The sequence below is a fragment of the Fontibacillus panacisegetis genome, assembly GCF_900102215.1.
Lineage (GTDB): Bacteria > Bacillota > Bacilli > Paenibacillales > Paenibacillaceae > Fontibacillus > Fontibacillus panacisegetis.
This window is the reverse complement of record NZ_FNBG01000004.1, coordinates 52926-76559: the sequence shown is the minus strand read 5'-3', so window position 1 is coordinate 76559 and position 23634 is coordinate 52926. Positions and strand designations below refer to the sequence as shown.

Below are 23634 nucleotides of genomic sequence, written 5' to 3'. Positions count from 1 at the left end.
TGTAAAAGGAGGAAACGCGAGAAATGAGCAATACATTGCTGATGGAGCTAAATGAAGAAATCAGACGCCTATATATTGCGGGAAGTGATCTTGCTGCGGGAGATTACAGACTCAAGAGATTGCTGCCGTCGTTTCAGCAGTTGGGAGAACGGGCTCCGGTATTCAAAAAGCTTGGCGAGGGGATTCATGCATTGATCGAAACGGGTAACTGCAGTGGTGCAGATTCCGCTTTGCAACTCCAGGATGTGAACCTGCTCCTGCAGTCGGTTTTACGTACCCAAGGAAAGGGTGCTGCAGAGGGAGAGACGCTTCCGATTAGAACTGAGCCTCTTTTACTCCAGACCCGATTGTCCTACCGCAAGCTATCTGCAGTTCGTGCTGCGCTTACGACTCGTGGTGGAGGGCGTTATGAGGTAATTCAGGACGCATACCGGGAGGGATTATTCCAGGATTTGCGGCTTGTTCCTCTTGCTATTGGGGCCCTTAACGACCCTTATGCTGAAATAGCTGAGTTAGCCATGAACGAAATTTTGCCGTCTTATGGAGGGACAATTGTACCTCATTTGTTGAATAGTTTTCAGCCTGAAGGTGGGAAGCTCGAATCGCGTAAGCTGACCGTCATTGCAAAGAGCGGAGGCGATGATGTACTTAACGTGATTTATAAGGCTGCCGTCTCGGGCTCGGATGAGGTGCGCACAACAGCGATCAGGCTGCTTGGAGGTCATCTGGAATACGAGCAAGCTCTGCTGGACTGGAGCCGCGATAAGAAAAAAGGCATCCGTGAAGCAGCATATGAAGCTTTGGCGGATAGCGGTTGGAACAGTGCAGCAGGTCGTTTGTATGAAGCATCTTTAGGCAAAGACAGTGATCTTGTGAACCCGTCACTGGCCCGATGCCATTCGGTGCTGCTTACTGAGAAGCTTACAGAGGATTTCTCATCACTTTTGAAATCACAGCAGGAGGCATTGGGAGATAAGCAGCAAAGAGATGAGCTTTGGACTCAAGTCAAGCGTTATCTTTGGTCGCTTCATCATAAAGAAAGCCCTGAACTAGAGGCGCTCTATTTAGATGTGCTGCGGCATTATGATCTCTATATGTTCAAATTAGACTGGGTGTTTGTGGCCAATGAAGCGATGAACTATATGAAAAAAGTCGATTCTGAGGAAATACGCCGCCTCATTGAAGCTTGTGCGGAGCTAGATTTGATACATTATGCCAAAAGCAGTTCGTACACACGGGAGACATTTATTAAAGTTCGTCCAATATTATCCGCAAAACGATTATATGAAGAGTACGTCAAGGTATTGGTAGAAGGTGCTAATGCTTCGGCATTAAGCAACAGCTCCAAAAATGGCAAACGTCTGCTTGAGACGATTGAGGACCAGGTGGTTTCCCGGAATTATAGGGCCTACACCCAAGTATGGGCTTATGGAGAGAAGACAGGATATAACTATCATGTGAAGATGCTGCCACAGGAGGAAATTGCGGCAAGCTGGGATTCACGGTGGCTCGATCATTTTATCGAATGGGATCACTTGGCGCTAGTAAGCGCGTTTGCCCGTCCCGATCATCCGCAGGCTGCTTCTTATTTGCTTGGCAAGCTGCAGACCTCACCGGAATTTCGCAATCGTTTTGCCAATTTGACGGTGATGGGACTGGTTCGTGCGGGAGTCAAGGAGGATGTTCTGCAAGAGGCTATAGTTCGTGCAATGGAGGATGAACGGAATACGGAGTGCACCGAGATTGAGCCGTATCTTTTTGAGCAGCTGTGTAGATTGCCTGCGAGCTATGCCGAGCGAATTTCCGCGGTTTTGCCTAAGTTCAAGGCCAATGCGGAAGAACAAATCGAATACATTTTAAAGAACATGCGATAAATCTATTCAAAAGGGAGTGTTACATATATGAGCACGGAGCAAAATTTGCAAGATATTATGCGCCTTCCGGCTGAGCTATTATATCAGGATGAGTTAAAGGCGTTAATTGATGATGATCAGGGAAAAATTCCGGCAGGATGGCAGATGTCTCCACAATCTGTATTGAAATTTATCGTTGGTGGTAAAGCGGGGAACAAGATCATTACTCCTAAATATATCGGGAATTCGCGCATTGTTGAAATGGCAATAGCAACGCTGGTTACAGATCGGGCGCTGCTGCTCATCGGGGAACCGGGAACGGCCAAATCATGGCTGTCTGAAAATTTGGCTGCGGCCATTTACGGCAATTCCGGCTTAGTTGTTCAGGGGACGGCTGGAACTACAGAGGAACAGGTTCGTTATTCATGGAACTACGCCATGCTTTTGGCTCAGGGGCCTACACCGGAGGCTCTTGTGCAAAGTCCTGTAATGAGAGGGATGGAGGCTGGAGGTATTGCGCGTTTTGAAGAAATATCACGCTGCGCCTCGGAGGTTCAGGATGCCTTGATTTCGATTTTGTCGGAAAAGACGATTTCTATACCAGAGCTTGGCAAAGAAATGAATGCACGTAAAGGCTTCAGCATTATTGCGACTGCCAACACCCGTGACCGCGGAGTAAATGAAATGTCGACTGCATTGAAGCGCCGCTTCAATATTATCGTATTACCTGCTCCGGCGGATTTGGAAACCGAAGTGGAAATCGTGAAGAAGCGCGTTGCGGAAATCGCTGCCTCCTACGATCTGCAGGCCGCAGTTCCAGCGGATGAAGCGTTGCACAAGGTTGTAACTATTTTTAGAGAGCTGAGAAGTGGTATGACTCTTGATAAAAAGGAGAAGGTCAAATCCCCTGCAGGTGTCATCTCAACTGCTGAGGCCATTTCACTGCTCACGAACAGTATGGCGCTGGCAGCAAGCTTTGGTAATGGGGAAATGACGGAAGAGGATTTGGCAGCAGGGCTCCAAGGGGCCATCGTCAAGGATGATGATAAGGATCGGCTGGTATGGAAGGAGTACCTGGACAATGTGATGAAAAAACGCGGGGCCAGCTGGCGTGGGCTATATAATGCTTGCAAGGAGATCAATCAATGAATGTAGACCGCGGCGCTGGAGTACATGTTTTTGGCGTCCGGCATCTGTCGCCGGCTGGCGCTTATCATGTTGCTGATTTTTTAGAGCAGATACAGCCTACGGCAGTGCTGATTGAAGGCCCTTCTGATGCGACATCAGAAATCGTTCACCTGACGAACAGCTCAACGAAACCACCTGTTGCTATACTTGCTTTTACAGAGGAGCTGCCGGTCCGAACCGTTTTATGGCCTTTCGCTGTCTATTCGCCGGAATATCAGGCCATGCTCTGGGCACGTAAAAAGGGTGCATATTGCGCCTTTATCGATCTTCCCTCATCTTCCGCAGTCTGCTTGCAGGATGTAAGAAGGGAAGGCGCGGAGACAGCAGATGCTCCGGGATCAGAGGGGGAAAAGGTAGCGGCCAATCTCTATCATCGAATTGCAGAAATTTCTGGAGAATTTGATTACGACACCTATTGGGAGCGAAGTTTCGAGCATAACCTGAGCCCTGATGCATATCATCAGTCGATTTTGGCTTATTCGAGTCAGATGCGAGAGCTTTCGGAAGAGCGGGAGCGTAAGCATGAAAGACTGGAATATGCTTATAATGCTGTACGCGAAGCTTATATGTGCCGACAAATTGCGGAGACCATTGCGGCAGGCCATAAGCTGCACAACATCGTAGTGATCTGCGGTGCTTACCATGCTGCGGCCTTGGCTGATCTGTCTGCTGCTATGAATGATGATGAACTGAAGCAGTTGCCGTCCCGTCAAACCAAGTTGACCCTTATGCCATATTCTTATTTGAAGCTGTCGTCTCTCTCGGGCTACGGCGCAGGTAATATCGCTCCTTATTATTTTGAAATGATGTGGGAGCACATGGCTCGTGGAGCGCTCGGAGATTTGCCGTATCACTATCTGTCCTCCATCGCGAGAGATTTGAGAGCAATGGGGACACATCGTTCAACAGCAGAGGTGATTGAGGCGGTAAGGCTGGCGGAGTCTCTCGCTGCACTGCATGATGGCCTTGCTCCGACCCTCAGGGATTTAAGAGATGCAGCGAAAACGCTCCTTGGTCGAGGGGAGATTTCCGTCATTGCGGAATCATTGGCACGTACGGAGGTTGGCACTGCGATCGGGGAGCTTGCGGAGGGCGTTAGCCAGACACCCATTCAGGATGATATGAATCGTCAGCTGAAGCGGCTGAAGCTTGAGAAATACAAAACAACGGTTGCTAACGATTTGGTGCTTGATCTGCGCGAGAATCGCAGAGTGTCCTCGGAGGATGCAGCTTATCTGGACCTGAATCGTTCGCTCTGGTTTCACCGTCTGAAGCTGCTTGGTATTCATTTTGTCAAAGAAAAAGGTAGAGCCCATAATCAGGCTGAATGGGCGGAGCACTGGATCGTGCAGTGGTCGCCTGAAGTGGAGATCGAAATTGTTGAATCGACGCTTCTCGGCGAGACTGTGGAAATCGCAGCTGGTTTTGTTTTTCAGCAGCGGCTGGAGGGGTGTGGCTCCATGGAAGAGGCATCTGTCCTTATTACCATTGCTTATGAATGTGGAATGATTCATCAGATGGAGGCAGGCCGTCAGGCTTTACAGAGATTGGCGGTTGAAAGTCAAAATGTAGTACAGATTGCCTCAGCAGCCAGAAATCTGTCACAGCTCATACGATATGGAGGCATCCGCAGGATAGATACTACTCCGCTTGTTCCGCTGCTTCAGCAGCTGTTCATGCGTGCCTGCCTGTTTCTGTACGATGCCAGCCAATGCAATGACGAAGCAGCGCAGGCGATGGCATCGGCTATGAATGAGCTGAACTATATGGCAGCAGAACACAGCGAAGAAGTGGATGAGCCGCTGTGGATTCAAGAGCTCACCCGTTTATCTGATCGGGATGATGCCCACCCTCGTCTTTCCGGGCTTGCTTGTGCCATTCTGCTGGAACGAAATGATATTTCTGCGCAGCAATGCACGGCAGAAGTGTCCCGGCGGCTGTCACCGGGTATTCCGGCTGACCTCGGAGCGGGATGGTTTGAAGGCTTGGCTATGCGCAATCGGTATGCTCTCTTATCAAGGATGAGCCTGTGGGAACAGTTAAACGAGTATATTTGCACGCTCGAAGATGAAGAGTTTGTACGCGCATTGGTGTTTTTACGGCGTGCCTTCAGTGCTTTCAGTCCTAAGGAAAAGACGATGGTTGCCGAGCTCCTTGGTGAGCTTTGGGGAACGGATAAGGAGCAGGTGGCGGAAATACTCATGGATGATCTTAAGGAGGACGAGGCCCAGATGCTGAATGAATTGAATGATTTTGATTTTGAGGACTTTTAAATATGGATAATACATTGGAACGTCAGGCTTTGTCCCGTTGGCGGCTTATTCTGGGCGCGGCAGCTGAAGAGGAACTTAGTCGTCATACTGGTAATGGTCAGATGGAGTTGTCCGATGAAGAGCTGATTATGGACCGAGCACTTGCTGCAATCTATGATCAGACCGATGGATCAGGAGAAGGTGACGGGGCCTCCGGATCTAGAAGCAGAGGGGCAGGACAAGGTAAATCTGCACCACGGCTTGCGCAATGGCTTGGTGATGTGAGAACCTTCTTCCCCGAGGACGTTGTTTCAGTTATTCAGAATGATGCTATGGAGCGTAAGGGCTGGAAGCAGCTCCTGTTCGAGCCTGAGGTTCTGGCAACCGTTAAGCCGGACATTCAGCTGGTGGGAACGCTGCTATCGCTTAAAGGCAAAATTCCAGAGAAAACGAAGGACACTGCGCGAATGCTTGTTCAGACCGTGGTGGATGAACTGATCAAGCGGATGGAACAGGATATTCAAAGGGCAGTTATCGGTGCATTGAACCGCAGACAGCATACGCCGCTCTCTTCGCTTAGCGGTATCGACTGGAAACGTACGATCCAGCGCAATTTGAAAAATTATGATGCCGGTCTGCAGCGGATCATTCCAGAAAGATTTTATTTCTTTGATCGAGCAAAACGGAACAAGGAATGGACGGTCATCGTAGATATCGACCAGAGTGGCTCCATGGCGGAGTCCATTATTTGGGCTTCGGTTGTCGGGTCTATCTTTGCCAGCATTCCTGCACTCGACACCCGTGTCGTTGTGTTTGATACAGAAGTGGTCGATTTGACCGAGCAGTGTGCAAATGACCCCGTGGAAATGCTGTTCGGGATTCAGCTTGGCGGCGGAACGAACATCGATAAATCGGTTGCGTACTGTGAACAGTTCATTGAGGAGCCACGTAAAACGTTGTTTATCATCATATCTGATCTCTATGAGGGAGGCAATCAGTCAAGGCTGATCCGTCGTATGCGAGAGATGAAGGAGTCTGGCGTCAAAACGCTCTGCCTGCTCGCTTTATCCGATGAAGGCAAGCCTTTTTATGATGAACAGCTGGCCAAGGCTTTATCGAAGGATGGTACGCCTTGCTTTGCATGTACTCCCGCATTGCTTCCGCAGTTAGTAGAGGGAGCGCTGAAAGGGCAGGATTTAGCGGAGCTGGCCAAGAGGCTGGGGACCAAAGGAATCTAAGCATATAAAAGATAAAAACCTGCGATATGCAGTTTTTACTACGAATTCACTTGATTTCAATGTAAAAACTTTGTATTCGCAGGTTTTTTACGTCATGAATGAACAGAACAATTTTGGCGGAAAGGAGAGACTCTATTTGCTAGAAATAACACGAAATTGGCTTGTTAACGGACAAGAGAGACTATATTGAGTATACTGAGCATAAAATGGGTGAAATCAGAGTCAAAATGGATGAATAAGTGCGGCTGTGTCCGTTAAAATTTGTAGATACAGGTTTTAGTGGAAATAAGGTCCCTGGTGTCCGTCAGATTTTGAAATGGCTCTTAAACTCATCACGAATCATGATATGATAATACAATGTGCAAAGAGTAATGATGTGATGTGGAAGGAAGCAACGAGAATGAGCATAGATTTGAAATTAGAGCCGTTTTTTGCTCGGAAAAAGAAAGAAATCGGCGTGGAGCTTAATGAGGTTCAGCAGAGGGCAGTGCTTCAAACAGAAGGCGCGATGCTGCTGCTCGCTACTCCGGGTTCTGGTAAAACGACAACAATTATTATGAAAATCGGGTATTTGATTCAAGAAAAGGGTGTCGATCCGGCAAGAATCAAGGCGGTGACGTTTAGTCGTGCTTCGGCTAACGATATGAAGACGCGATTTTCTAAATTTTTCCCTGAGTTGCCCTCCGTACATTTCTCCACGATTCATAGTCTGGCTTATGAGCTGGTAAGGGATCATTTTCGTAAGATCAGAACGAATTATCAGATCATTGAAGGGTCAGCAGAGCACGAAGTAGTCATAAGCGGAAGCGGACAGATTGACGAGATGAGAAACGGGCTACCTTTGCATAAGAAAATCATCCTGCGCGAAATGTATCATTCTCTTCATGGCGATAACATAACAGACGATCAGATGGACGAGTTGACGACATATATCAGCTATATCAAAAATAAAATGATTCCTCGCGAAAAATGGTCAGAAGTGAAGGTAAGTGTACCGCTTGCTGAACGCATATTGGAGGAATACGAAAGATTCAAGCAGCAGGACCGTGAGAAGCTTCTGATTGATTTTGACGACATGCTGACAATTGGGTGCAAGGTGATGGAGAGCGACCTTGAGCTACTTCATAAATACCAGCGAAAATATGATTACGTGCTGACGGATGAGAGTCAGGATACCTCGATGGTTCAGCATGTCATTATTGAAAAGCTGGCATCTGCGCATGGCAATCTATGCGTTGTTGCGGACGATGATCAGTCGATCTATAGCTGGAGAGGTGCAGAGCCTTCTTATTTGCTTCAGTTCTCCGATACACATCCTGGAGCGGTCACTCTTTTTATGGAACAGAATTACCGTTCATCGCAAAATATTGTGGATACAGCGAATCAGTTCATTCGGCGCAACAAGCATCGGTATGAGAAAAATATGTTTACGTGTAATGCGGAGAGCGATCCCATTCAAATTCGGACGATGGCGAAATATAGTGATCAGACCAAATATTTGGTGCAGGATATTCAGAAAGTGACGGATCTTTCGGAGGTAGCTGTGCTGTATCGAAACAATGCCTCATCCATTTCGTTAATGAACGAGTTTGATCGGGCGGGTATTCCGTTTTATATGAAGGATGTGGACAATCGTTTCTTTTCCCATTGGGTTGTAGAGGATATCCTCAATTTTATGCGGATGACGTATACTGATAAACGGCCGGATATTCTGGAGAAAATCCATCTGAAATTTAACGGATACATTAGCAAGCAGCAAATGGCCGTGCTTAAGGAGCTTCATAATAATGAGTCCGTATTTGATAACCTGCTAAATGGAGTGCCGCTTCATGATTACCAAATCAAGCCGATCACAGCAAGCAAGGAGACGTTTCAGGAAATGAGAGGAATGCCTCCACTGCATGCTATAAGGGTGATTCGGGATCGATTGGGATATGAAAAGGCGCTTGACAAAATGTGTGAACGTCTCGGATTTCGCAGAGAATATTTGATCGGAATCCTGAACACGCTGGAGGAAATTGCGGACTCGCTTGAAACGATGGAGGATTTTGCTCATCGACTGAAGTATCTGGAATCCGCCCTCAAAACTTCAAAATCAAAACGTGGGCAGAATGCAGTTACTTTTTCTACTTTTCATAGTGCTAAGGGTTTAGAGTTTGAGCGGGTGTACATGATCGATTTAATAGAAGGCATTATACCGTCTTCCGAGGATATCAAGCAGCATGGAATTGGCCGTGAAGAGGCTATGGAGGAAGCAGTACGTTTGTTTTACGTAGGCATGACTCGTGCGAAACGGCATCTGGACCTGATCACGTATCGAGAACGAGATGATGAACAAGTAACTCCGTCTTCATTTGTAACAAATGTGCGAACGATTATGGAACCCTCGAACAAAGAAAGCTTAGCAGGCGCTTCGGCTGGATTGGAGCTCAAAGCAGGGGATGTAATCTATCATACTTTGTTTGGTCAAGGAAATATCGTGAACATTAACGGGGATTTGCTTGAAATATCGTTCAGCAGTGGAATCAAAACCTTGTCACTGACAACATGTCTGGAAAAAGGATTAATCACAAACTAGCAATATAACAGGAGTAATTGACAACAGTTTCAAATAATTGTAGGATATCTCTGAAAATGGAATGCGTCAGCTATTGCACCGACATTTTACTGTTTTATGAACACGCTTGAATACTTTCCGTAGCTAATCTGTCTTCAAGGAGAATCGAAAGATATGGGCGATAACTTGTTTAAAGGATTTAGTCAGTACGGTCTTGATTTTCTGGAAAATGTTAGATTGAACAACAGCAAGGAGTGGTACGAGGAGCATCGCAACGATTATCAGGAATTGCTTCTAAGGCCGTTTCAATATTTAGTTAGTGACTTAAGTGCAGATATTTTACAAATAGATTCATTGTTCGTGGTAACTCCATCGGTTAACAAAACTATATCCAGGCTTTTCAGAGATACTAGGTTTTCCAAGGATAAATCACTCTATCGATCAACAATGTGGCTAACTTTCAAACGTCCGAAAGTGGAGTGGAGAGATGCCCCTGCCTTTTTCTTTGAGATATCGCCAGAGGGCTATCGCTATGGGATGGGTTATTACAGTGCTACACGAGAATCCATGGATGTATTTCGAGAAATGATGGTAGAGGATACTCCAAAATTTATGGAGGCCATTTCGTTTTACGATAATCAGGACATCTACGTGATCGAAGGGGATATGTACAAGAAACCTCTTAACCCATCAATATCGCCGGAGCTTCGTCAATGGCATGATAGAAAAAATATTTATTTAGTTCATAACGAGAGTAATGTGGACAAGCTTTTTTCTCAGGATATCGCTGATGAAGTGCTTAGGGGATTTAAGCTTCTTGAGCCTATCTATCACTATTTGTGTAGGGTAGAGGAGAGGAAACGGACTGCTGCTTCTCCATTCAAATTATGAGTTCATGAGGTGCCTCTCTATGAAAGAGACGAGGATTTATAAGGAATTGGGAGATTGCCAAATTAAAGCGGATGTATATGATCAGGGTATCGGATCTCCTGTGCTCATTTACATTCACGGTGGCGGATTTGTGTTTGGCTCCAGAAGCTGGCTGCCGTCTCAGCAAATTCAATGGTATATGAATGCGGGGTTTTCCATTATTAGCATTGATTACAGACTGGCTCCGGGTACAAAGCTGCCTGAAATTGTGCAGGATGTTAAAGATGCGATTTATTGGGTTCGTCAGCAGGCGGTTCAATATTACAGTTTTGATCCAAACAAAATGGTGCTGGTAGGAAGCTCAGCAGGAGGATATATGAGTTTGCTGGCAGGAACCATTGAGGAAATCAAGCCAAAGGCAATAGTATCTTTTTACGGCTATGGAGATCTAATTGGAGACTGGATCACGAAGCCAAGCAGATTTTATTGTCAGCGGAAAAGGATAACTGCTGCAAAGGCTCAGGTCTCTATCGAAAAAGATATTGTATCTGAAGGATCATGGGATCGTTATGATTACTATATATACTGCCGTCAAACTGGAAAATGGGTCGAGGAGGTTACAGGTTTGGATCGCGTCAAGGATTTGGAGGCTTTGCAATTATTCAGTCCGATCCTCCATTTGACCCAAGATTACCCACCGACAATGCTCCTGCATGGTAATCGGGATACCGATGTAGCCTATGAGCAGTCCGTAATGATGTATGAGAAACTGCAGCAAGTCGGGGTCCCGAGTGAGCTCATTACAATTGACGGAGGGGACCATGTATTTGACCAAAATTTCTATTGTCCGGCAGTTCAGGATGCTTTTCAGAAAGTGAACACATTTTTACGTCATTTTGTGTAATGAACGGCTATACAATTATTGACATATCTCAACAGAGAAATTATACTACATATTGATAATAACTTTCTAAATTAAGGGCAATGACTGACTTATTCATTCACTGGCGAATGAAGAGCACAACCCCGATGCAGCCTGCTAGGGGGGATGTGCTCTTTTTTATTTTCAAATTATTAGGAGGTAAAGATTATGATTAAAGAAGCTGTGTATCATCGTCCAAAAAACAACTATGCCTATGCCTATGATACTAAGACATTGCATCTAAGACTCAGAAGCAAAAAAGAAGATATTTCGATAGTTAATTTGATTTATGGCGATCCATATCGTTGGGCGGAAGACCGTATGATTTCGGACGCTATTCCGATGCAAAAGTTAACTTCAGATGAGCTGTTTGATTATTGGTTTATCGCTATTTCACCGGAAAATAACAGATTTGTGTACATGTTTGAGCTCCATGATGGTGATGAGACTACCGTATACGGAGAGAAAGGTTTTACGTCTAGCGTGGATGATAATCGCTTTTTCCGTTTTCCTTACTTGAATGCTATCGATGTTTTTGATGCTCCGGCATGGGTAAAGGACACCGTTTGGTATCAAATTTTTCCTGAGAGATTTGCTAACGGAAATCCGGGACGTAAAACGAATGTGAATGGAGCATGGGGGGATACCCCGAAACCGGATAGCTTCTTCGGCGGCGATCTGGAAGGAATTACTCAGCATCTAGACTATCTAGTCGACTTGGGCATTACAGGAATTTATTTAAACCCGATTTTTGAGTCTCCAACAAACCATAAATACGATACAACAGATTATTTAAAGATAGATCCGCAGTTTGGCGATGAAGAGACGTTCAAAACGATGGTGAAGGAATGCCATGCTCGTGGTATTCGCGTAATGCTGGATGCAGTATTTAATCATTCAGGTTATGGATTTGCACCGTTCCAGGATGTGCTGAAGCATGGATCAAAATCACGTTATGCTGATTGGTTCCATATTACAAGCTTTGGCGATGGACAAGGGGATCAACCGTCTTATGAGACATTTGCTTTTGTTCCTGAGATGCCGAAGCTGAATACGACTAATCCTGAAGTTAAAGAATATCTCTTGAAAGTGTCGAAGTATTGGATTGAGGAATTCGATATCGATGGCTGGCGGCTTGATGTAGCAAACGAGATTGATCATAAGTTCTGGCGGCAGTTTAGAAATACAGTAAGATCAGTTAAGGACGACCTCTACATCGTAGCTGAGGTGTGGAACGATGCAATGCCTTGGCTGCAAGGAGACCAATTTGATGCAGTCATGAATTATCCGTTCACGGAGTCTGTTATCGATTTTGTAGCTAAACGTAAGATCGGTGCAGAGAAATTCGCTAATGAAGTCATTAGTCATCTTGAGCTTTACCCGGACAACGTTACAGAAGTTCTGTTTAATCTGCTCGGAAGTCATGATACAGCGCGAATTCTAACAGAGTGCCAAGACGATAAGGGACGATTGAAGCTTGCTTTCCTGCTGCTGCTTACTTATCCAGGAAGCCCAAGTATTTACTATGGTGATGAGATTGGTTTGACCGGAGATGGTGATGATTTTGCATACTATCGCAAATGTATGGAATGGGAGGAAGAGAAACAAGATCAAGATTTGCTGTCGTTTATGAAACGGCTAATCAAGATCAGAAAAACATACAGTGCATTTACCGACAATGCCCGTTTCGGCTTGCTTGAGGCCAACAATGATTCTGGCCTGCTAGTATTTACAAGAGGGCAAGGAGCTCAGCAAATGATCGTCGCACTTAACAATGGAGAGGCTCCGGTTAATGTCATTGTGCCAGCTACTTATAATAACAGCACCATTCGAGATGCTTGGAGTGAAAGCAATGAGGTATTGGGACAAAAGGCGTTGAGCTTTACGCTAGAACCACAGCAATTCAGAATTTACAGCGTGGAATCATAATCATTATTCACTTATCATATTCTCATACTAGCGAATTCAGGCGAGTTTTCCTGAGTTCGCTTTTTTTGGCTGGAGAAAAGAAAAACAATACTGGCATTAGGATATTGTATAATACTCTATATTGTTATTTTATGGCTCGAAAGCTTGGAGGGAGTGACATAGATGGGAAGCGGAGTAGATAAAAGTGTGCTGAGAAGATTGCCTAAGATCGATTTGCATCTTCATTTGGATGGAAGCGTTAGGCCGCAAACTTTGCTGGAGTTGGCTGAGGCAGAGGGATTGACGCTGCCTGCAGCTGACGTTGATCGTTTGTTGCCGTTTATGCGGGTGGAGGGAGATTGCCCGAGTCTGGTAGATTATTTGAGTAAATTTGATTTGGTGCTGCCTGCGATGCAGACGGCTTATTCATTAGAACGGATAGCTTATGAAGTTGTGGAGCAGGCGGCGGAGCATAACTGCAAATATATTGAGGTACGGATGGGTGCGCGGCTTCATCTTCAAAAGGGCCTTAGCCTGGATGAGGTGATAGAATCCTTTGTGACAGGCCTAAGTCGAGGCGAGGCAACGTATGGTGTTAAGGCTCGAGGTATCATTATCTGTATGCGGAACCATGCACCTCAAGACAATCTGGAGGTTATTGAGGCGGCTGCTCGTTTTATGGAACGTGGAGTGGTTGCTGTTGATTTAGCCGGACCAGAGGACGGATATCCGCCTGAACTGCATCAGGAGGTATTCGATCTGGCTAAAAAACATGGGCTTCCGTTTACCATTCATGCAGGTGAAGCGGCAGGGGCGGATAGTATTTATGGAGCAGTGGTTAAGCTCGGTACCAATCGGATCGGGCATGGAGTTCGTTTGAAGGAAGACAGGGACCTGCTGGAGCGGGTACGAGCAGAGCGTATTCCATTGGAGTTCTGTCCGATTAGTAATATTCAGACAAAAGCTTCAACGAACTGGGAGACGTATCCGATTCGTGAATATTTTGATCAAGGCTTGCTCATCACAGTGAACACTGACAATTTGACCGTATCTGATACGAATATGACGAAGGAGCTCGCGGTTCTGACAGATCATTTTCAATTTACGCTTCCTGAAATGGAGCAGATTATGTTGAACAGTGTCGAGGCTGCTTTTCTGGAGAAAGAGGAGAAGCGGCAATTGCACGAAGAAATAGTAAAGTCTTTTGCTGAATTATTATAGACATAATGATATAACAATAGAGACTGGTATCAGGAGAATTTTGTCTTGAGCCAGTCTTTTTTTGATGTTAATAAACGGAAAATTATGGGTAAAAGAAAAGAGAATTAAAATAATTTTTAAATGTATACTTGATGCAGGAATAGATTAATTTAACAGGGAATAATTAGTAAATTAAGGTTGTAGATTTGATACATTAAGGGGCCATTTTGGGTGCGAATTATTTACATTTTGATGTTTTTATCGTTGTGGTCGTTAGGATTATTTATTCTATTTCATCGAACAAGGTCTAACATATGGATAGGGTTGACCATATTACTGGGAGGATCAGCAAGCTTTGCTTTCGCGATGCATTTGTCCATCATGCCGGTGTTTGAGCACGCAGTGTGGATGCATCCTGTATTGAGTCTACTATTTTACAAATCTACTGTGATTGCTATGAATATCTATTTTTTTATTTTGCCGTATGTCTTCTGTATGGGAGGACTCTGGATCAATGAGAAAATGTCATACTGGATTAAATGGACATGGACCGTGCTGCTGTTTCCCGGGTTTGTACTGCTGCTTGTCGAGCATCTGATGTCCGAAGGGTGGAACCACTTTGATGTTAGTAGATTTCGGTGGTGGGATGGAGCATACATAGCGCTCGGATGTATTTTTTATGTATACGCGTATGTTAAGGAAAAGAACGGTCTTAAGAGGCACAGTCAACGAAGAACGCTGTTATTCCCACTTGTTATGATCTGGGCGTTCATGTCCGACTATGTAGGTTTTGATTCACTTACGCTGGGGCAATGGTCGTTTGATCTTAGAAGCAACGGGATGTGGCAGACCAATTTTATCGTCATTCTAGCTACGGTCATTATAGTGTTATTTTTTACGATCCGGTATGGATTTTTAGGGATTAAACTGAAAATAGAGCGGGAGCGCATCGACTACTCGATCAGAACTTTAACGATGGGAGTGTCGATACTGAACCATTCCATTAAGAATGAAATCCAGAAAATTGATTACTTGGCTGAGAAAAGCAGTCATCTTGTTCAAGGAGGCCAATCTGATAAGGCAGTACAAACGATTGAACAGGTACATGGACTGACTTCTCATTTACTTAAAATGGTGAACCGTATTAAGGAAAAAGCAGAGGATGTCCATCTTGACGAGAGTTCCCATGATATTAAGAGGCTGCTGGAATCCGTTATTAAATCTGCTGGATCGCTTACAGAACATAAACAGGTTTCCCTGTCCGTTTTTTACACTACTGAAGGAGAACTCATATGCGACGAAGTCCATGTAAAAGAAACCTTATCCAATCTGATCCGCAATTCGATAGATGCCCTGCCGTCTAAAGGTGGAGTCATTGAACTCCGAACCTCTGCAACCAGACGTGAGTTTCGAATTGAGGTGAAGGATAACGGGGCAGGAATCCCGCAAGAAAATTTGTCTAAAATATTTGAGCCGTTCTTCACTACGAAAAAAAATGCTCTCAACTACGGGCTCGGACTATCCTATTGCTTGAGCGTAATGTCCAAGCATGGAGGCAAGCTGTCGGTAGCCGAGAGTGTGCCAGAAGAAGGGACAACGATCGTACTTCATTTTCCAGCGTATAAATATAAATCGAAGCTCCGTTCCCCCAATTATGCAGTCAGGACTAGGAGCTTTGACCACACTCACTCATCTATTTTGAAATGAGTCAGTTTATTTTTAATACTGCGAAGCTGGGTTTTAATCGTATTTGTAGATTTATGGAGCTTTTCGGAAATTTCCCGTTTACTTAATCCCGTTTTGCGAAGATCGAACACCTCGCGTTCAGTAGGGGACAATTCCATAAGCTGCACTTCATTTCGCATGACCTTAGCTGCGTCTGAATGAATGGAAGCTTTTCCGCTATATGCATCACGTATCGCATTAAGGATGTCTTGATAACTGGATTTATTAATATAATTTAATGCGCCCAGTCGAAATGATTTCATTACAATTTCAGCCTCTGTGATTGAAGTAAGCATGATGATCTTGGTATCATGCTTGGTTTGTTGACGAAGTATATGTTCAGCGGCTTCAAGGCCGTCCAAATTGTTACCGGTCAGATTAATGTCCATCAGAATGACGTCAATATTAATGCGAGAAGCCATGTCTATGGCTTCTTCTTTTGTAGTGGCTACTCCGACTACCTCGATATCTGCCTCGTCCGTGAGGTCTGCACTAATATGATCCCTCCAGAATGGATCGTCCTCAACGAGCATGATTCGGATAGATGTCATATACAACCCTCCTGAGACTTGGTTCATTTACAATTAAACCCAGTATACCAATGATGCTAGATAAACGGTAGGATGAATTCCCTTCACCCCCAGGTGAAGAAAGTTCATCCTATTCGCATTTTCACTTTTAAACTTATAATCCAAACTGCGGAAATCAAATGCGGGAAGGAGTGATCTACTATGTCTATTGCCGAGGAAGTGAACGGTATTGGAGAGTTAATACGTACAAAGTTTCCTGACAGTCAGGTTCATCGGTTCCAGGAGCCTGATCTTCCAATGGCGAGAGAATTTGCGATTCATTTGAAGCAGGAAATTCGTCGCAGCGAAGCGCGGAGTCATACCGTAATCGAACGACAATACAGAGTTCATTACTATAGCGAACTTGCTGAAGATGCGGTTGTTAGCATGGGAGCGTTTAGCCGCTATGTCATGAATGAAACCACCAGCATACCTGTACCGGACGGCACAGGTATAGTTCGGCCAGAGTCTTTTACTATCGATTTAGCTGAGAAGCTGGAAAGTGGACTGCTTAGATGCAGCGGCACGATGGTGGTATTCAGTCGTGAAGCTGTGGTGATGGCGGAGTATCAGAAGATCGACAAGGTAGAAATACGTACGACAATTAACTAAATTATAACGATTAGAAGGGTGGCTTTATTAATGAGTGGAACATGGGATCCGATTAGCTTGCCGGTTCGTCCGGGTCTATATATTAATTTTGTGGAGGCTGCAGCAGCACAGATCAAAGGTGGCGCCAGAGGTACGGTAGGCTTGCCATTGCTTCAATATGGGAATGCAGCATCAGATAAATTTTACACGATTGAGAAAGAATCGGAAGCTATTGAATTGTTCGGTGCTGACAATGTAACGGCTATCTCACTCATTCTACAGGGCGGGGCAAAGGAAGTGCTAGTGTATACAGTTCCAGTTGGCGAAGGTGGAAAGGTAAGCTATACGTTACTTCGAGATGCATTCTCTACACGTCTATTCAATGTGTTCGTATTTCCTGAAGAAATTACAGAAGAAGAGCAAAAGGCAACTCAAGTCTGGTGTAAACAGAATCGTGAAGATGAAGGGAAACATTTTATCACGGTATTTGGTGGATCTCTTGAAGATGATCTTGATCCGGCGGTTGGTAACAAGCGGACTACCCAACTGGCAGATGACTACACGGTCAATCTCATTACGGGTGTAGAAATTAACGACGTGAGCTATAGCTCTGCACAATATGCTCCATACATTGCAGGGTTAATCGCAGGAACCGGTATTAATAAGTCAATCACTTATTCCCCGGTTCGCGGAACAGATGTTGTGAAAAGGTTGAAGAACAGCGAAATTACGACTGCTCTGCAAAAAGGTTCGCTTGTGCTCGTTCATGATGGGGAAAAAGTAAAGGTCGAGCAAGGACTCGTTACGAGTAAGAAAAAAATCAGAGCGATGCGTGCCCGTCAAGCGGTTGCAACGGATATTCCAAAGGCGGCAACTGAAGCTTACATAGGTAAGCTCGACAACAATGCTGATGGGCAAGCGGCGCTGATCTCCGCAGTGAAAGCGTATCTGGAGCGTTTGGAGCTTAACAATGTACTTACTGATATCGTAGTAACGCTTGATCCAGAGCGTAAATCAGAGGGGGACACCGTCTTCTTGCTAATCGGATTCACAGAGATCGACAGTATGGAACGGATTTTCTTAACCATTAAGGTTTAGTTAGAGATTTGAGTTTCAATTATTACAAATTATTGGAGGGATTCATTTGCTAGATTCAACCCGCGTTATTAATGGAACTTTTGGATATGTATATCACGATGGAAAATGGCTGACCAATATTAAATCTGCTGAGGCGAACGTTGAAATAACTAAGGAAGAAATCAAGAGATCAGGTTCCCGATGGACGGCTCACAAAGTTACGGGACTAAGTGGAACAGGTACTATTTCAGGCTATAAAGTAACGTCTGAATTCGTAGAGTTAATCGGAAAAATCGCTGATGACAGTCAGGGTACTTTTATCACCGAGCTTATTTTGAAGCTTGAAGATCCCGAGTCCTATGGGGCGTATCGTGTTCGTTTGAAGGGCGTAACCTTCGATAAAATCCCGCTGATGCACTTTGAAGTCGGCTCGATCGTCGAGGAAGAACTGCCTTTTAACTTTACGGGCTACGAGCTTATGGATAAATTGACGGCGGAGTAATCGTAGAACGATTATATCCAGTATAACAACAATCAAATATTAGGAGATGAATGGACAATGGCTATTACAGATAACAGACAAAGCAGTGTGCTTCAGGCTTTGCTCAGTGCAGACAGCAAACCGCAAAAGGATGTTCCAATGAAACGTCTCGGTGTGGACTTTCAAATTCAAGCGCTCGACGGCAAGACGATTAACAAAATTCAGGAGCAATGTACCCATTACACAGGGAAAGGCCAGAAGCGCGAAAAAGTGATGGATGAAGAACAGTTTGGCGCGTTAGTCATTCAAAAAGCATGCCTGATTCCGGATTGGTCTGCTAGAGAGCTGATCGATAAGTACGGATCGCCCACTGAGGCGATCCTCGGTTTGCTGTTAGCGGGAGAAATAGCTAAACTGTCCGCAGAAATTTTAGGAATCAGCGGTTTTGACAGCGATGAAGAAGAAATAAAAAACTGATCAAAGCGGGCGGTGAGGCTTTTCTTATACATCTTATTTTCCAGCGGCATCATATTCCTCCAGATGAAATGTACAACAAGGATGAGAGTGTGAAGCGATTCATGTATGCCTCGATGATGCTGCAGCTGGAGGAGGAGGAAAAGGTGAGGAAAGAACAGGAGAGAGCTGCCCGCAGGATGAGGACGTAAAGTCGGCTTAGCCAAGGAGGTGAGGAGATTGAGCTCGTCTGGAAGCGGGGGTTTAATCGATATCACAAAGGAACAACTGAACAATATAAATAAGCTCAGTAAAATGATGAATCAGGTGCAAAAAACAACGGTTCAGATAGAGCAAGTGAATGTTTTTTCCAAGATGAGTAAGGATTTGGAGGGAACGGGAATCACTGCTGCAAAAGTAGAAAAGAAGCTCACATCCCTGCAACTGATGGCAGGCGCTGTAGCCGCTAGGGCGATGAAGAAGGGTTCGGAAGCTGGCAAAGGGCTCAAGAGCCAGGCATCTTCAGGTCTTAAGGTCATGGGCAAACCTTTTAAAGCGCTCTGGGAGAAAAATCAGGCGAGAAAGGCTGCAGCGGCTAAGAAAAAGGCAGATGATGCTATGGCCGCGTCTTTAGGATTCCCGGTAGGCAAAAATGCCCCTAAGGTAGGAAGGATAAAGCGGCTGCAAAATATCGTAGGTGACAAGCCGATTGAACTCTCGGACGATAACAAAGAGAAGCTGTCATCGGTTGCTTCAACAGCAGGCAGTATGCTACTTGCTATTAAGGATAGTTCGATAGAGGCAGCGAAGGCGTTCAGTTCCGCTTTCGGGGTTCTCCGTTCTACTTCCGGTGCCTCAGAAGAGGCTATGAGCAAACTCTCCCAATCGTTTCGAACAGTAGGGGGGCAAGTCCCTGAAAGTTTGGATGTAGTGGCTAAGACTATGGGTACATTAAGTCGGGAAACTTCCTTGACAGGAACCGATCTGGAGAGATTGACCAAGGTGATGTTGGATGCGTCCAGACTGACAGGATCGGATAGCGCGGTTGCTGCGGAGTCTGCGGCCAAGGCCATGTCTACGTGGGGGATTGCCGCTACGGATGGGGAAGCTATGCTGGAGCAATTTTTTGCTGTAAGCCGAGCAGGGAAAGTGAATATGGGCGATCTGATGAAACAAATGGCCCAATTTGGTGAACCGCTTAAGGAAATGGGGATAGGGTTCGATCAATCTATGGTATTGCTAGCCAAGTGGCAAAAGGAAGGTATTAACCCCGTCGAAGAGCTGCTCAAGAAAAAGCTCCCCGATGGAGGAATAGCTGAAATTGCAGGTAATGTAAGAAATGCACATGATGCTACCATGGCTGCGGCATATGCTACTGAGTTTTTTGGCGATAAGGTAACTGGAGAAATGGTGACCGCTTTACGGGGAGGAAAAGTAGAGTTTGATGGAATCCTTGGGGCTATGAATCAGTCGAAGAATGGGATTATCAGCCAGACTCAAAGCTTACAGAGTTTTGGAGATCAGTGGAGCACGCTTCAGAACAGAATTACGATCGCCATGGCTCCATTAGGCGAGGCATTACTCCCACTAGCAAATGCCCTAGTGTCTGTAATCGAGGTATTGGCTGAACATTCAGGTATCATTCTGATCACGCTCGGTACAGTTGCTGCATTTTTACTGACGGTATTTGCACCTGCTCTTATGGCCACGGCTGTAGCAGCATGGGCTACAGTAGCTCCGTTTGCTCCGATTATTGCTGCTGCATTGTTGCTTGGAGTGGTTGTAGGGGGAGTTGCTTATCTTATCAAAAAACATATGGATTTCATTTTGGGCTGCATTAATTCAGTCAAGGATGGATTCAACTCTTTCCTAGAGTCTGTTGGTCTTGCCGATGGTGCAAAGGCAACGATTGAGATGGACACTACAGCGGCGTCTGAGCAGTTGACCTCAAATGGCGGACCTCCACCGGCAAAATACCACGGAATGGACTATGTTCCTTATGACGGGATGATGGCCCGGCTCCATAAAGGAGAACGCATCATGACTGCCAGTGAGAACCGTGAATTTTCTCAAGGTGGCGGGGGTGGCTCCATCTCTATTACAGGGAACACATTCAACGTGCGTCAAGAATCTGATATCGATGCGATTGCCAGAGCGCTCGCCCGTGAGATCAAAGTAGCGGGAGGCTTGATGGCATAATGGCATCTCTTGAATTCTGGCTAAAAACAGTGGATGGGAAAGAATCGCTACAGTTGCCCGTAAATCCCGAGCAGATTTCTGTAAAAAAATGGCATGGCTATGAGGATGTTCAGGTTACCCAACTCGGTGAGTATACGATCATTGGAGAAGCGGCGCTGAAGGAATACTCGTTGGGTTCCTTTTTTCCGCGAGACTATCATCCCGGTTATTGTGAGTACGAGGATCTCCCAGATCCGTGGGACACAGTTGAAAAGATTGAAAAGTGGATGGAGAGAAGAAAGCCTGTTCGTCTAGTCATTACCGGTACTCCGATTGAAGGCTTGGTCACGATTCGATCCTTCCAGTATAGCGAGCGTGCAGGAAACCCGGGCGACGTGTTCTTTGAGCTGGAGCTTAAAGAATACAAGGATGTGCAGTTCCGTCAGGTTGAGACCTCAGGATCGGGTAAGGCGATGGTGATTACGGGCGATTATCGCCCTGACACCAAAGCTCCACCGGCTTTTTATGTCGTTATTCCACGGGACACCTTGTGGAAAATTGCCCAACGAACGCTTGGTAACGGGGACAGCTGGAAGGAAGTTTATGAGGCGAATAAAGCTGTGATCGGAAAAAATCCGAACAAGATATATCCTGGCCAGAAGCTGGTGATTCCTTCATGAGCTGGAGTGTGACGTACAAGGATCGTGAGCAGAACATTTTTTTGGATCCGATCGTGAAGTCGATCAACTGGTCAGGAGATATTAAGCAGGCTGCCCGCAAGCTAGTCGTTGAAATATCAAATACAGGCGATCTTCGCGACCTGTACATGAAGTTCGAGAAGGGCGGAGAGCTGCGGCTGCTCCTGAATGAGAAGCAGGAGCTGTTTCGCGGCGTTTTGTTTGCGGATCAGATTAACTCCAAAGGCCAAATGACATTGACGGCTTACGATGAAAATATATATTTGACCAAAAGTAAGGATACAAAAATATTCCGTAACCAATCGGCATCGGCGGTAGTGAAGAGGCTGTGCAATGAGTTCTCCATTCCAGTCGGTGAGATTCACGATACGGGATATGTCATTCCTAAGCTCGTTTTTCGTGATAAAACACTGTTTGAAATGATGGTAATGGCGTTGACTGAAACCCGGAAACAAAATGGACAGAGGTTCTTTATTACCTCAAGGGAAGGTAAGCTGCAGCTGCTGGCGCGTAAGGAGCAGAAAGGAAAATGGGTGCTGGAAAACGGGGTGAACCTGATCAATGCCAGCTATTCTCAATCGATTGAGGAGACGCGTACCCAGATCAAAGTAGTTGGCGGAGATGCAAAAAAGAAGGAACTATCGGCCAGCGCCAAGGATGGAGAGTTGATCCAACGATTTGGTATCATGCAGCATTTGGAGAAGCCTGAGCAGGGGATGACCAAATCGCAAATGGATCAGCGAGCGAAGCAATTGCTGAAGGATTTGGCAACGATCGAGGATCAGGCTCGGATTGAATGTCTTGGTATCCCTGATGTCGTTTCTGGTTCCTGTGTGTATGTCAAGGAATCGATAACAGGTATTCTTGGCGGCTACTATGTGTCAGCCGATGAACATAAGTTCGAAAACGGAAGTCATACGATGTCGCTGACACTGTCGGCGACCGATGACATTCCGAAGATGGAATATAAGGAAGAAAAGGGGAGATAGGTGATGGAACGTATTGAAGGTTCGGGAGCGAGCCAACTCGTGCAGTTGATACGGGCTATCGGATATAACTCGGATATCACCATCGAGTTGGCCACTGTTACAGCCGAGCCTCCCGAACTGAAAATCAAGGTAGATCATATGAATGTGGAGCTTGAGAAGGATGATCTGATCGTAGCCCAATCGCTGACAAAGTATAAACGGAAGGTGAATTTGAAAAGTGAGGGTGGGACTGAAATTTCCGTAACCAATTTAAACCCGATGGCGCCCCCTTTTAAATTCGACCCGGGAGCTATCTTTGTCGGGCAAGGGACAATAAACTTCAGCGGAATTAATATAAACTCGGCGAATCAAACGATTAAGGAAGCAGAGCTGGAATTTATCGACGAACTTAAGAAAGATGACCGTGTCATCGTTGTTGGAATTAACCAAGGGCAAACCTACATTATTTTAGATCGGGCGGTGATGTATTAATGGCATTGTCTCCGCTGCAGAACCGTGAAGAACGATTCGTGGAAGTGAAGCCGATTCCGCTGCCTTCGCGAACCTACTGCCTCGATTTTGAGACGGGTAAAATAGTCGAGCGAATAATCGATGGCAAAGATGCAGTTATTCAATTTATCCATAAAGCAATTATATCGGCACGTTATCGATACTTAATTTATAACAGCCAATACGGCTGCGAGATTGAGAGCTTGTTAGGGCAGGATATTTCACCCCAGTTATTAAAAAGCGAGATTACTAGAGTTATTACTGAGGCACTTCTAGAGGATGACCGTATTCATGCCGTGGAGCAGTTTCAAATTGTACGGGAGAGTGACAAATTGTTTGTCACGTTCACTGTGTTGACTACGGAAGGAGCTATTGAACAGGAGGTGAGTATTTAAC

Annotated in this window: 20 protein-coding genes; 19 read left to right on the top strand and 1 reads right to left on the bottom strand. The window is 45.4% G+C overall.

The genetic code is table 11. From position 1 onward, the window contains the following. Positions 1-23 precede the first annotated feature (23 nt). The 10 genes from BLS49_RS05680 to BLS49_RS05635 all read left to right on the top strand — a co-directional run bounded on the left by BLS49_RS05680 (position 24) and on the right by BLS49_RS05635 (position 15695). Positions 24-1874, top strand: a complete 1851-nt coding sequence (locus BLS49_RS05680) for a HEAT repeat domain-containing protein (protein ID WP_091227448.1) — start codon at positions 24-26, stop codon at positions 1872-1874. A 27-nt stretch (positions 1875-1901) separates the two neighbouring features. Beyond that, positions 1902-3002 carry an ATP-binding protein gene (locus tag BLS49_RS05675; protein WP_091227445.1) on the top strand — a complete coding sequence of 367 codons (1101 nt, stop codon included), beginning with the start codon at positions 1902-1904 and terminating at the stop codon, positions 3000-3002. After that, a complete protein-coding gene (locus BLS49_RS05670) occupies positions 2999-5314 on the top strand; it encodes a DUF5682 family protein (RefSeq protein WP_091227443.1) in 2316 nt (771 codons plus the stop codon). Before BLS49_RS05675 ends, BLS49_RS05670 begins: the two co-directional genes overlap by 4 nt. Before the next feature lie 2 nt (positions 5315-5316). After that, a complete protein-coding gene (locus BLS49_RS05665) occupies positions 5317-6531 on the top strand; it encodes a VWA domain-containing protein (RefSeq protein ID WP_091227441.1) in 1215 nt (404 codons plus the stop codon). Positions 6532-6931: 400 nt separating this feature from the next. Further along, entirely contained in the window at positions 6932-9109 is a 2178-nt protein-coding gene (locus BLS49_RS05660) for an ATP-dependent helicase (RefSeq protein WP_091227439.1), read from the top strand. Positions 9110-9262: 153 nt separating this feature from the next. After that, entirely contained in the window at positions 9263-9979 is a 717-nt protein-coding gene (locus tag BLS49_RS05655) for a DUF2461 domain-containing protein (protein ID WP_091227437.1), read from the top strand. Between the two features lie 19 nt (positions 9980-9998). Next, positions 9999-10862: an alpha/beta hydrolase gene (locus BLS49_RS05650; RefSeq protein ID WP_091227435.1), complete on the top strand. Its 864-nt coding sequence runs from the start codon at positions 9999-10001 to the stop codon at positions 10860-10862. 186 nt (positions 10863-11048) lie between these two features. Next, complete coding sequence (locus BLS49_RS05645) at positions 11049-12809, top strand: glycoside hydrolase family 13 protein (protein ID WP_091227433.1); 1761 nt, start codon at positions 11049-11051, stop codon at positions 12807-12809. 162 nt (positions 12810-12971) lie between these two features. Then, positions 12972-14009: an adenosine deaminase gene (gene add, locus BLS49_RS05640; RefSeq protein WP_091227431.1), complete on the top strand. Its 1038-nt coding sequence runs from the start codon at positions 12972-12974 to the stop codon at positions 14007-14009. 399 nt (positions 14010-14408) lie between these two features. Beyond that, on the top strand, positions 14409-15695 hold the full coding sequence (locus tag BLS49_RS05635) for a sensor histidine kinase (RefSeq protein ID WP_175471321.1): 1287 nt from the start codon (positions 14409-14411) through the stop codon (positions 15693-15695). Here the strand turns inward: BLS49_RS05635 and BLS49_RS05630 are convergent. Then, positions 15674-16264, bottom strand: coding sequence for a response regulator transcription factor (locus BLS49_RS05630; protein WP_175471320.1), 591 nt, complete (start codon positions 16262-16264; stop codon positions 15674-15676). The two genes, BLS49_RS05635 and BLS49_RS05630, sit on opposite strands and share 22 nt — an antisense overlap. 180 nt (positions 16265-16444) lie before the next feature. Here BLS49_RS05630 and BLS49_RS05625 point away from each other — a divergent pair, with 180 nt between their 5' ends. From BLS49_RS05625 to BLS49_RS05585, 9 genes are all read left to right on the top strand, one after another. Beyond that, positions 16445-16894 carry a hypothetical protein gene (locus BLS49_RS05625; protein WP_091227425.1) on the top strand — a complete coding sequence of 150 codons (450 nt, stop codon included), beginning with the start codon at positions 16445-16447 and terminating at the stop codon, positions 16892-16894. A gap of 30 nt (positions 16895-16924) precedes the next feature. Beyond that, entirely contained in the window at positions 16925-17971 is a 1047-nt protein-coding gene (locus BLS49_RS05620; protein WP_091227423.1) for a phage tail sheath subtilisin-like domain-containing protein, read from the top strand. 46 nt (positions 17972-18017) lie between these two features. Then, on the top strand, positions 18018-18452 hold the full coding sequence (locus BLS49_RS05615; RefSeq protein ID WP_245742278.1) for a phage tail tube protein: 435 nt from the start codon (positions 18018-18020) through the stop codon (positions 18450-18452). 57 nt (positions 18453-18509) lie between these two features. Further along, a complete protein-coding gene (locus tag BLS49_RS05610) occupies positions 18510-18908 on the top strand; it encodes a phage tail assembly chaperone (protein WP_091227420.1) in 399 nt (132 codons plus the stop codon). Between the two features lie 216 nt (positions 18909-19124). Continuing rightward, on the top strand, positions 19125-21083 hold the full coding sequence (locus BLS49_RS05605) for a phage tail tape measure protein (protein ID WP_091227419.1): 1959 nt from the start codon (positions 19125-19127) through the stop codon (positions 21081-21083). After that, positions 21083-21742 (top strand): LysM peptidoglycan-binding domain-containing protein, encoded by a 660-nt coding sequence (locus BLS49_RS05600; protein ID WP_091227417.1) that lies wholly within the window; start codon positions 21083-21085, stop codon positions 21740-21742. Before BLS49_RS05605 ends, BLS49_RS05600 begins: the two co-directional genes overlap by 1 nt. Next, on the top strand, positions 21739-22749 hold the full coding sequence (locus tag BLS49_RS05595; RefSeq protein WP_091227416.1) for an XkdQ/YqbQ family protein: 1011 nt from the start codon (positions 21739-21741) through the stop codon (positions 22747-22749). The genes BLS49_RS05600 and BLS49_RS05595 overlap by 4 nt, the downstream gene beginning before the upstream one ends. 3 nt (positions 22750-22752) lie before the next feature. Then, a complete protein-coding gene (locus BLS49_RS05590; RefSeq protein WP_091227414.1) occupies positions 22753-23220 on the top strand; it encodes a DUF2577 family protein in 468 nt (155 codons plus the stop codon). Beyond that, positions 23220-23633, top strand: coding sequence for a DUF2634 domain-containing protein (locus tag BLS49_RS05585; RefSeq protein WP_091227413.1), 414 nt, complete (start codon positions 23220-23222; stop codon positions 23631-23633). Before BLS49_RS05590 ends, BLS49_RS05585 begins: the two co-directional genes overlap by 1 nt. Position 23634 lies beyond the last annotated feature (1 nt).

Bases quoted from the DNA above. Each gene is read 5' to 3' on its own strand.
- BLS49_RS05680 (WP_091227448.1), top strand. From the start codon at position 24: ATGAGCAATACATTGCTGATGGAGCTAAATGAAGAAATCAGACGCCTA.
- BLS49_RS05675 (WP_091227445.1), top strand. From the start codon at position 1,902: ATGAGCACGGAGCAAAATTTGCAAGATATTATGCGCCTTCCGGCTGAG.
- BLS49_RS05670 (WP_091227443.1), top strand. From the start codon at position 2,999: ATGAATGTAGACCGCGGCGCTGGAGTACATGTTTTTGGCGTCCGGCAT.
- BLS49_RS05665 (WP_091227441.1), top strand. From the start codon at position 5,317: ATGGATAATACATTGGAACGTCAGGCTTTGTCCCGTTGGCGGCTTATT.
- BLS49_RS05660 (WP_091227439.1), top strand. From the start codon at position 6,932: ATGAGCATAGATTTGAAATTAGAGCCGTTTTTTGCTCGGAAAAAGAAA.
- BLS49_RS05655 (WP_091227437.1), top strand. From the start codon at position 9,263: ATGGGCGATAACTTGTTTAAAGGATTTAGTCAGTACGGTCTTGATTTT.
- BLS49_RS05650 (WP_091227435.1), top strand. From the start codon at position 9,999: ATGAAAGAGACGAGGATTTATAAGGAATTGGGAGATTGCCAAATTAAA.
- BLS49_RS05645 (WP_091227433.1), top strand. From the start codon at position 11,049: ATGATTAAAGAAGCTGTGTATCATCGTCCAAAAAACAACTATGCCTAT.
- add (WP_091227431.1), top strand. From the start codon at position 12,972: ATGGGAAGCGGAGTAGATAAAAGTGTGCTGAGAAGATTGCCTAAGATC.
- BLS49_RS05630 (WP_175471320.1), bottom strand. From the start codon at position 16,264: ATGACATCTATCCGAATCATGCTCGTTGAGGACGATCCATTCTGGAGG.
- BLS49_RS05625 (WP_091227425.1), top strand. From the start codon at position 16,445: ATGTCTATTGCCGAGGAAGTGAACGGTATTGGAGAGTTAATACGTACA.
- BLS49_RS05620 (WP_091227423.1), top strand. From the start codon at position 16,925: ATGAGTGGAACATGGGATCCGATTAGCTTGCCGGTTCGTCCGGGTCTA.
- BLS49_RS05610 (WP_091227420.1), top strand. From the start codon at position 18,510: ATGGCTATTACAGATAACAGACAAAGCAGTGTGCTTCAGGCTTTGCTC.
- BLS49_RS05600 (WP_091227417.1), top strand. From the start codon at position 21,083: ATGGCATCTCTTGAATTCTGGCTAAAAACAGTGGATGGGAAAGAATCG.
- BLS49_RS05595 (WP_091227416.1), top strand. From the start codon at position 21,739: ATGAGCTGGAGTGTGACGTACAAGGATCGTGAGCAGAACATTTTTTTG.
- BLS49_RS05590 (WP_091227414.1), top strand. From the start codon at position 22,753: ATGGAACGTATTGAAGGTTCGGGAGCGAGCCAACTCGTGCAGTTGATA.
- BLS49_RS05585 (WP_091227413.1), top strand. From the start codon at position 23,220: ATGGCATTGTCTCCGCTGCAGAACCGTGAAGAACGATTCGTGGAAGTG.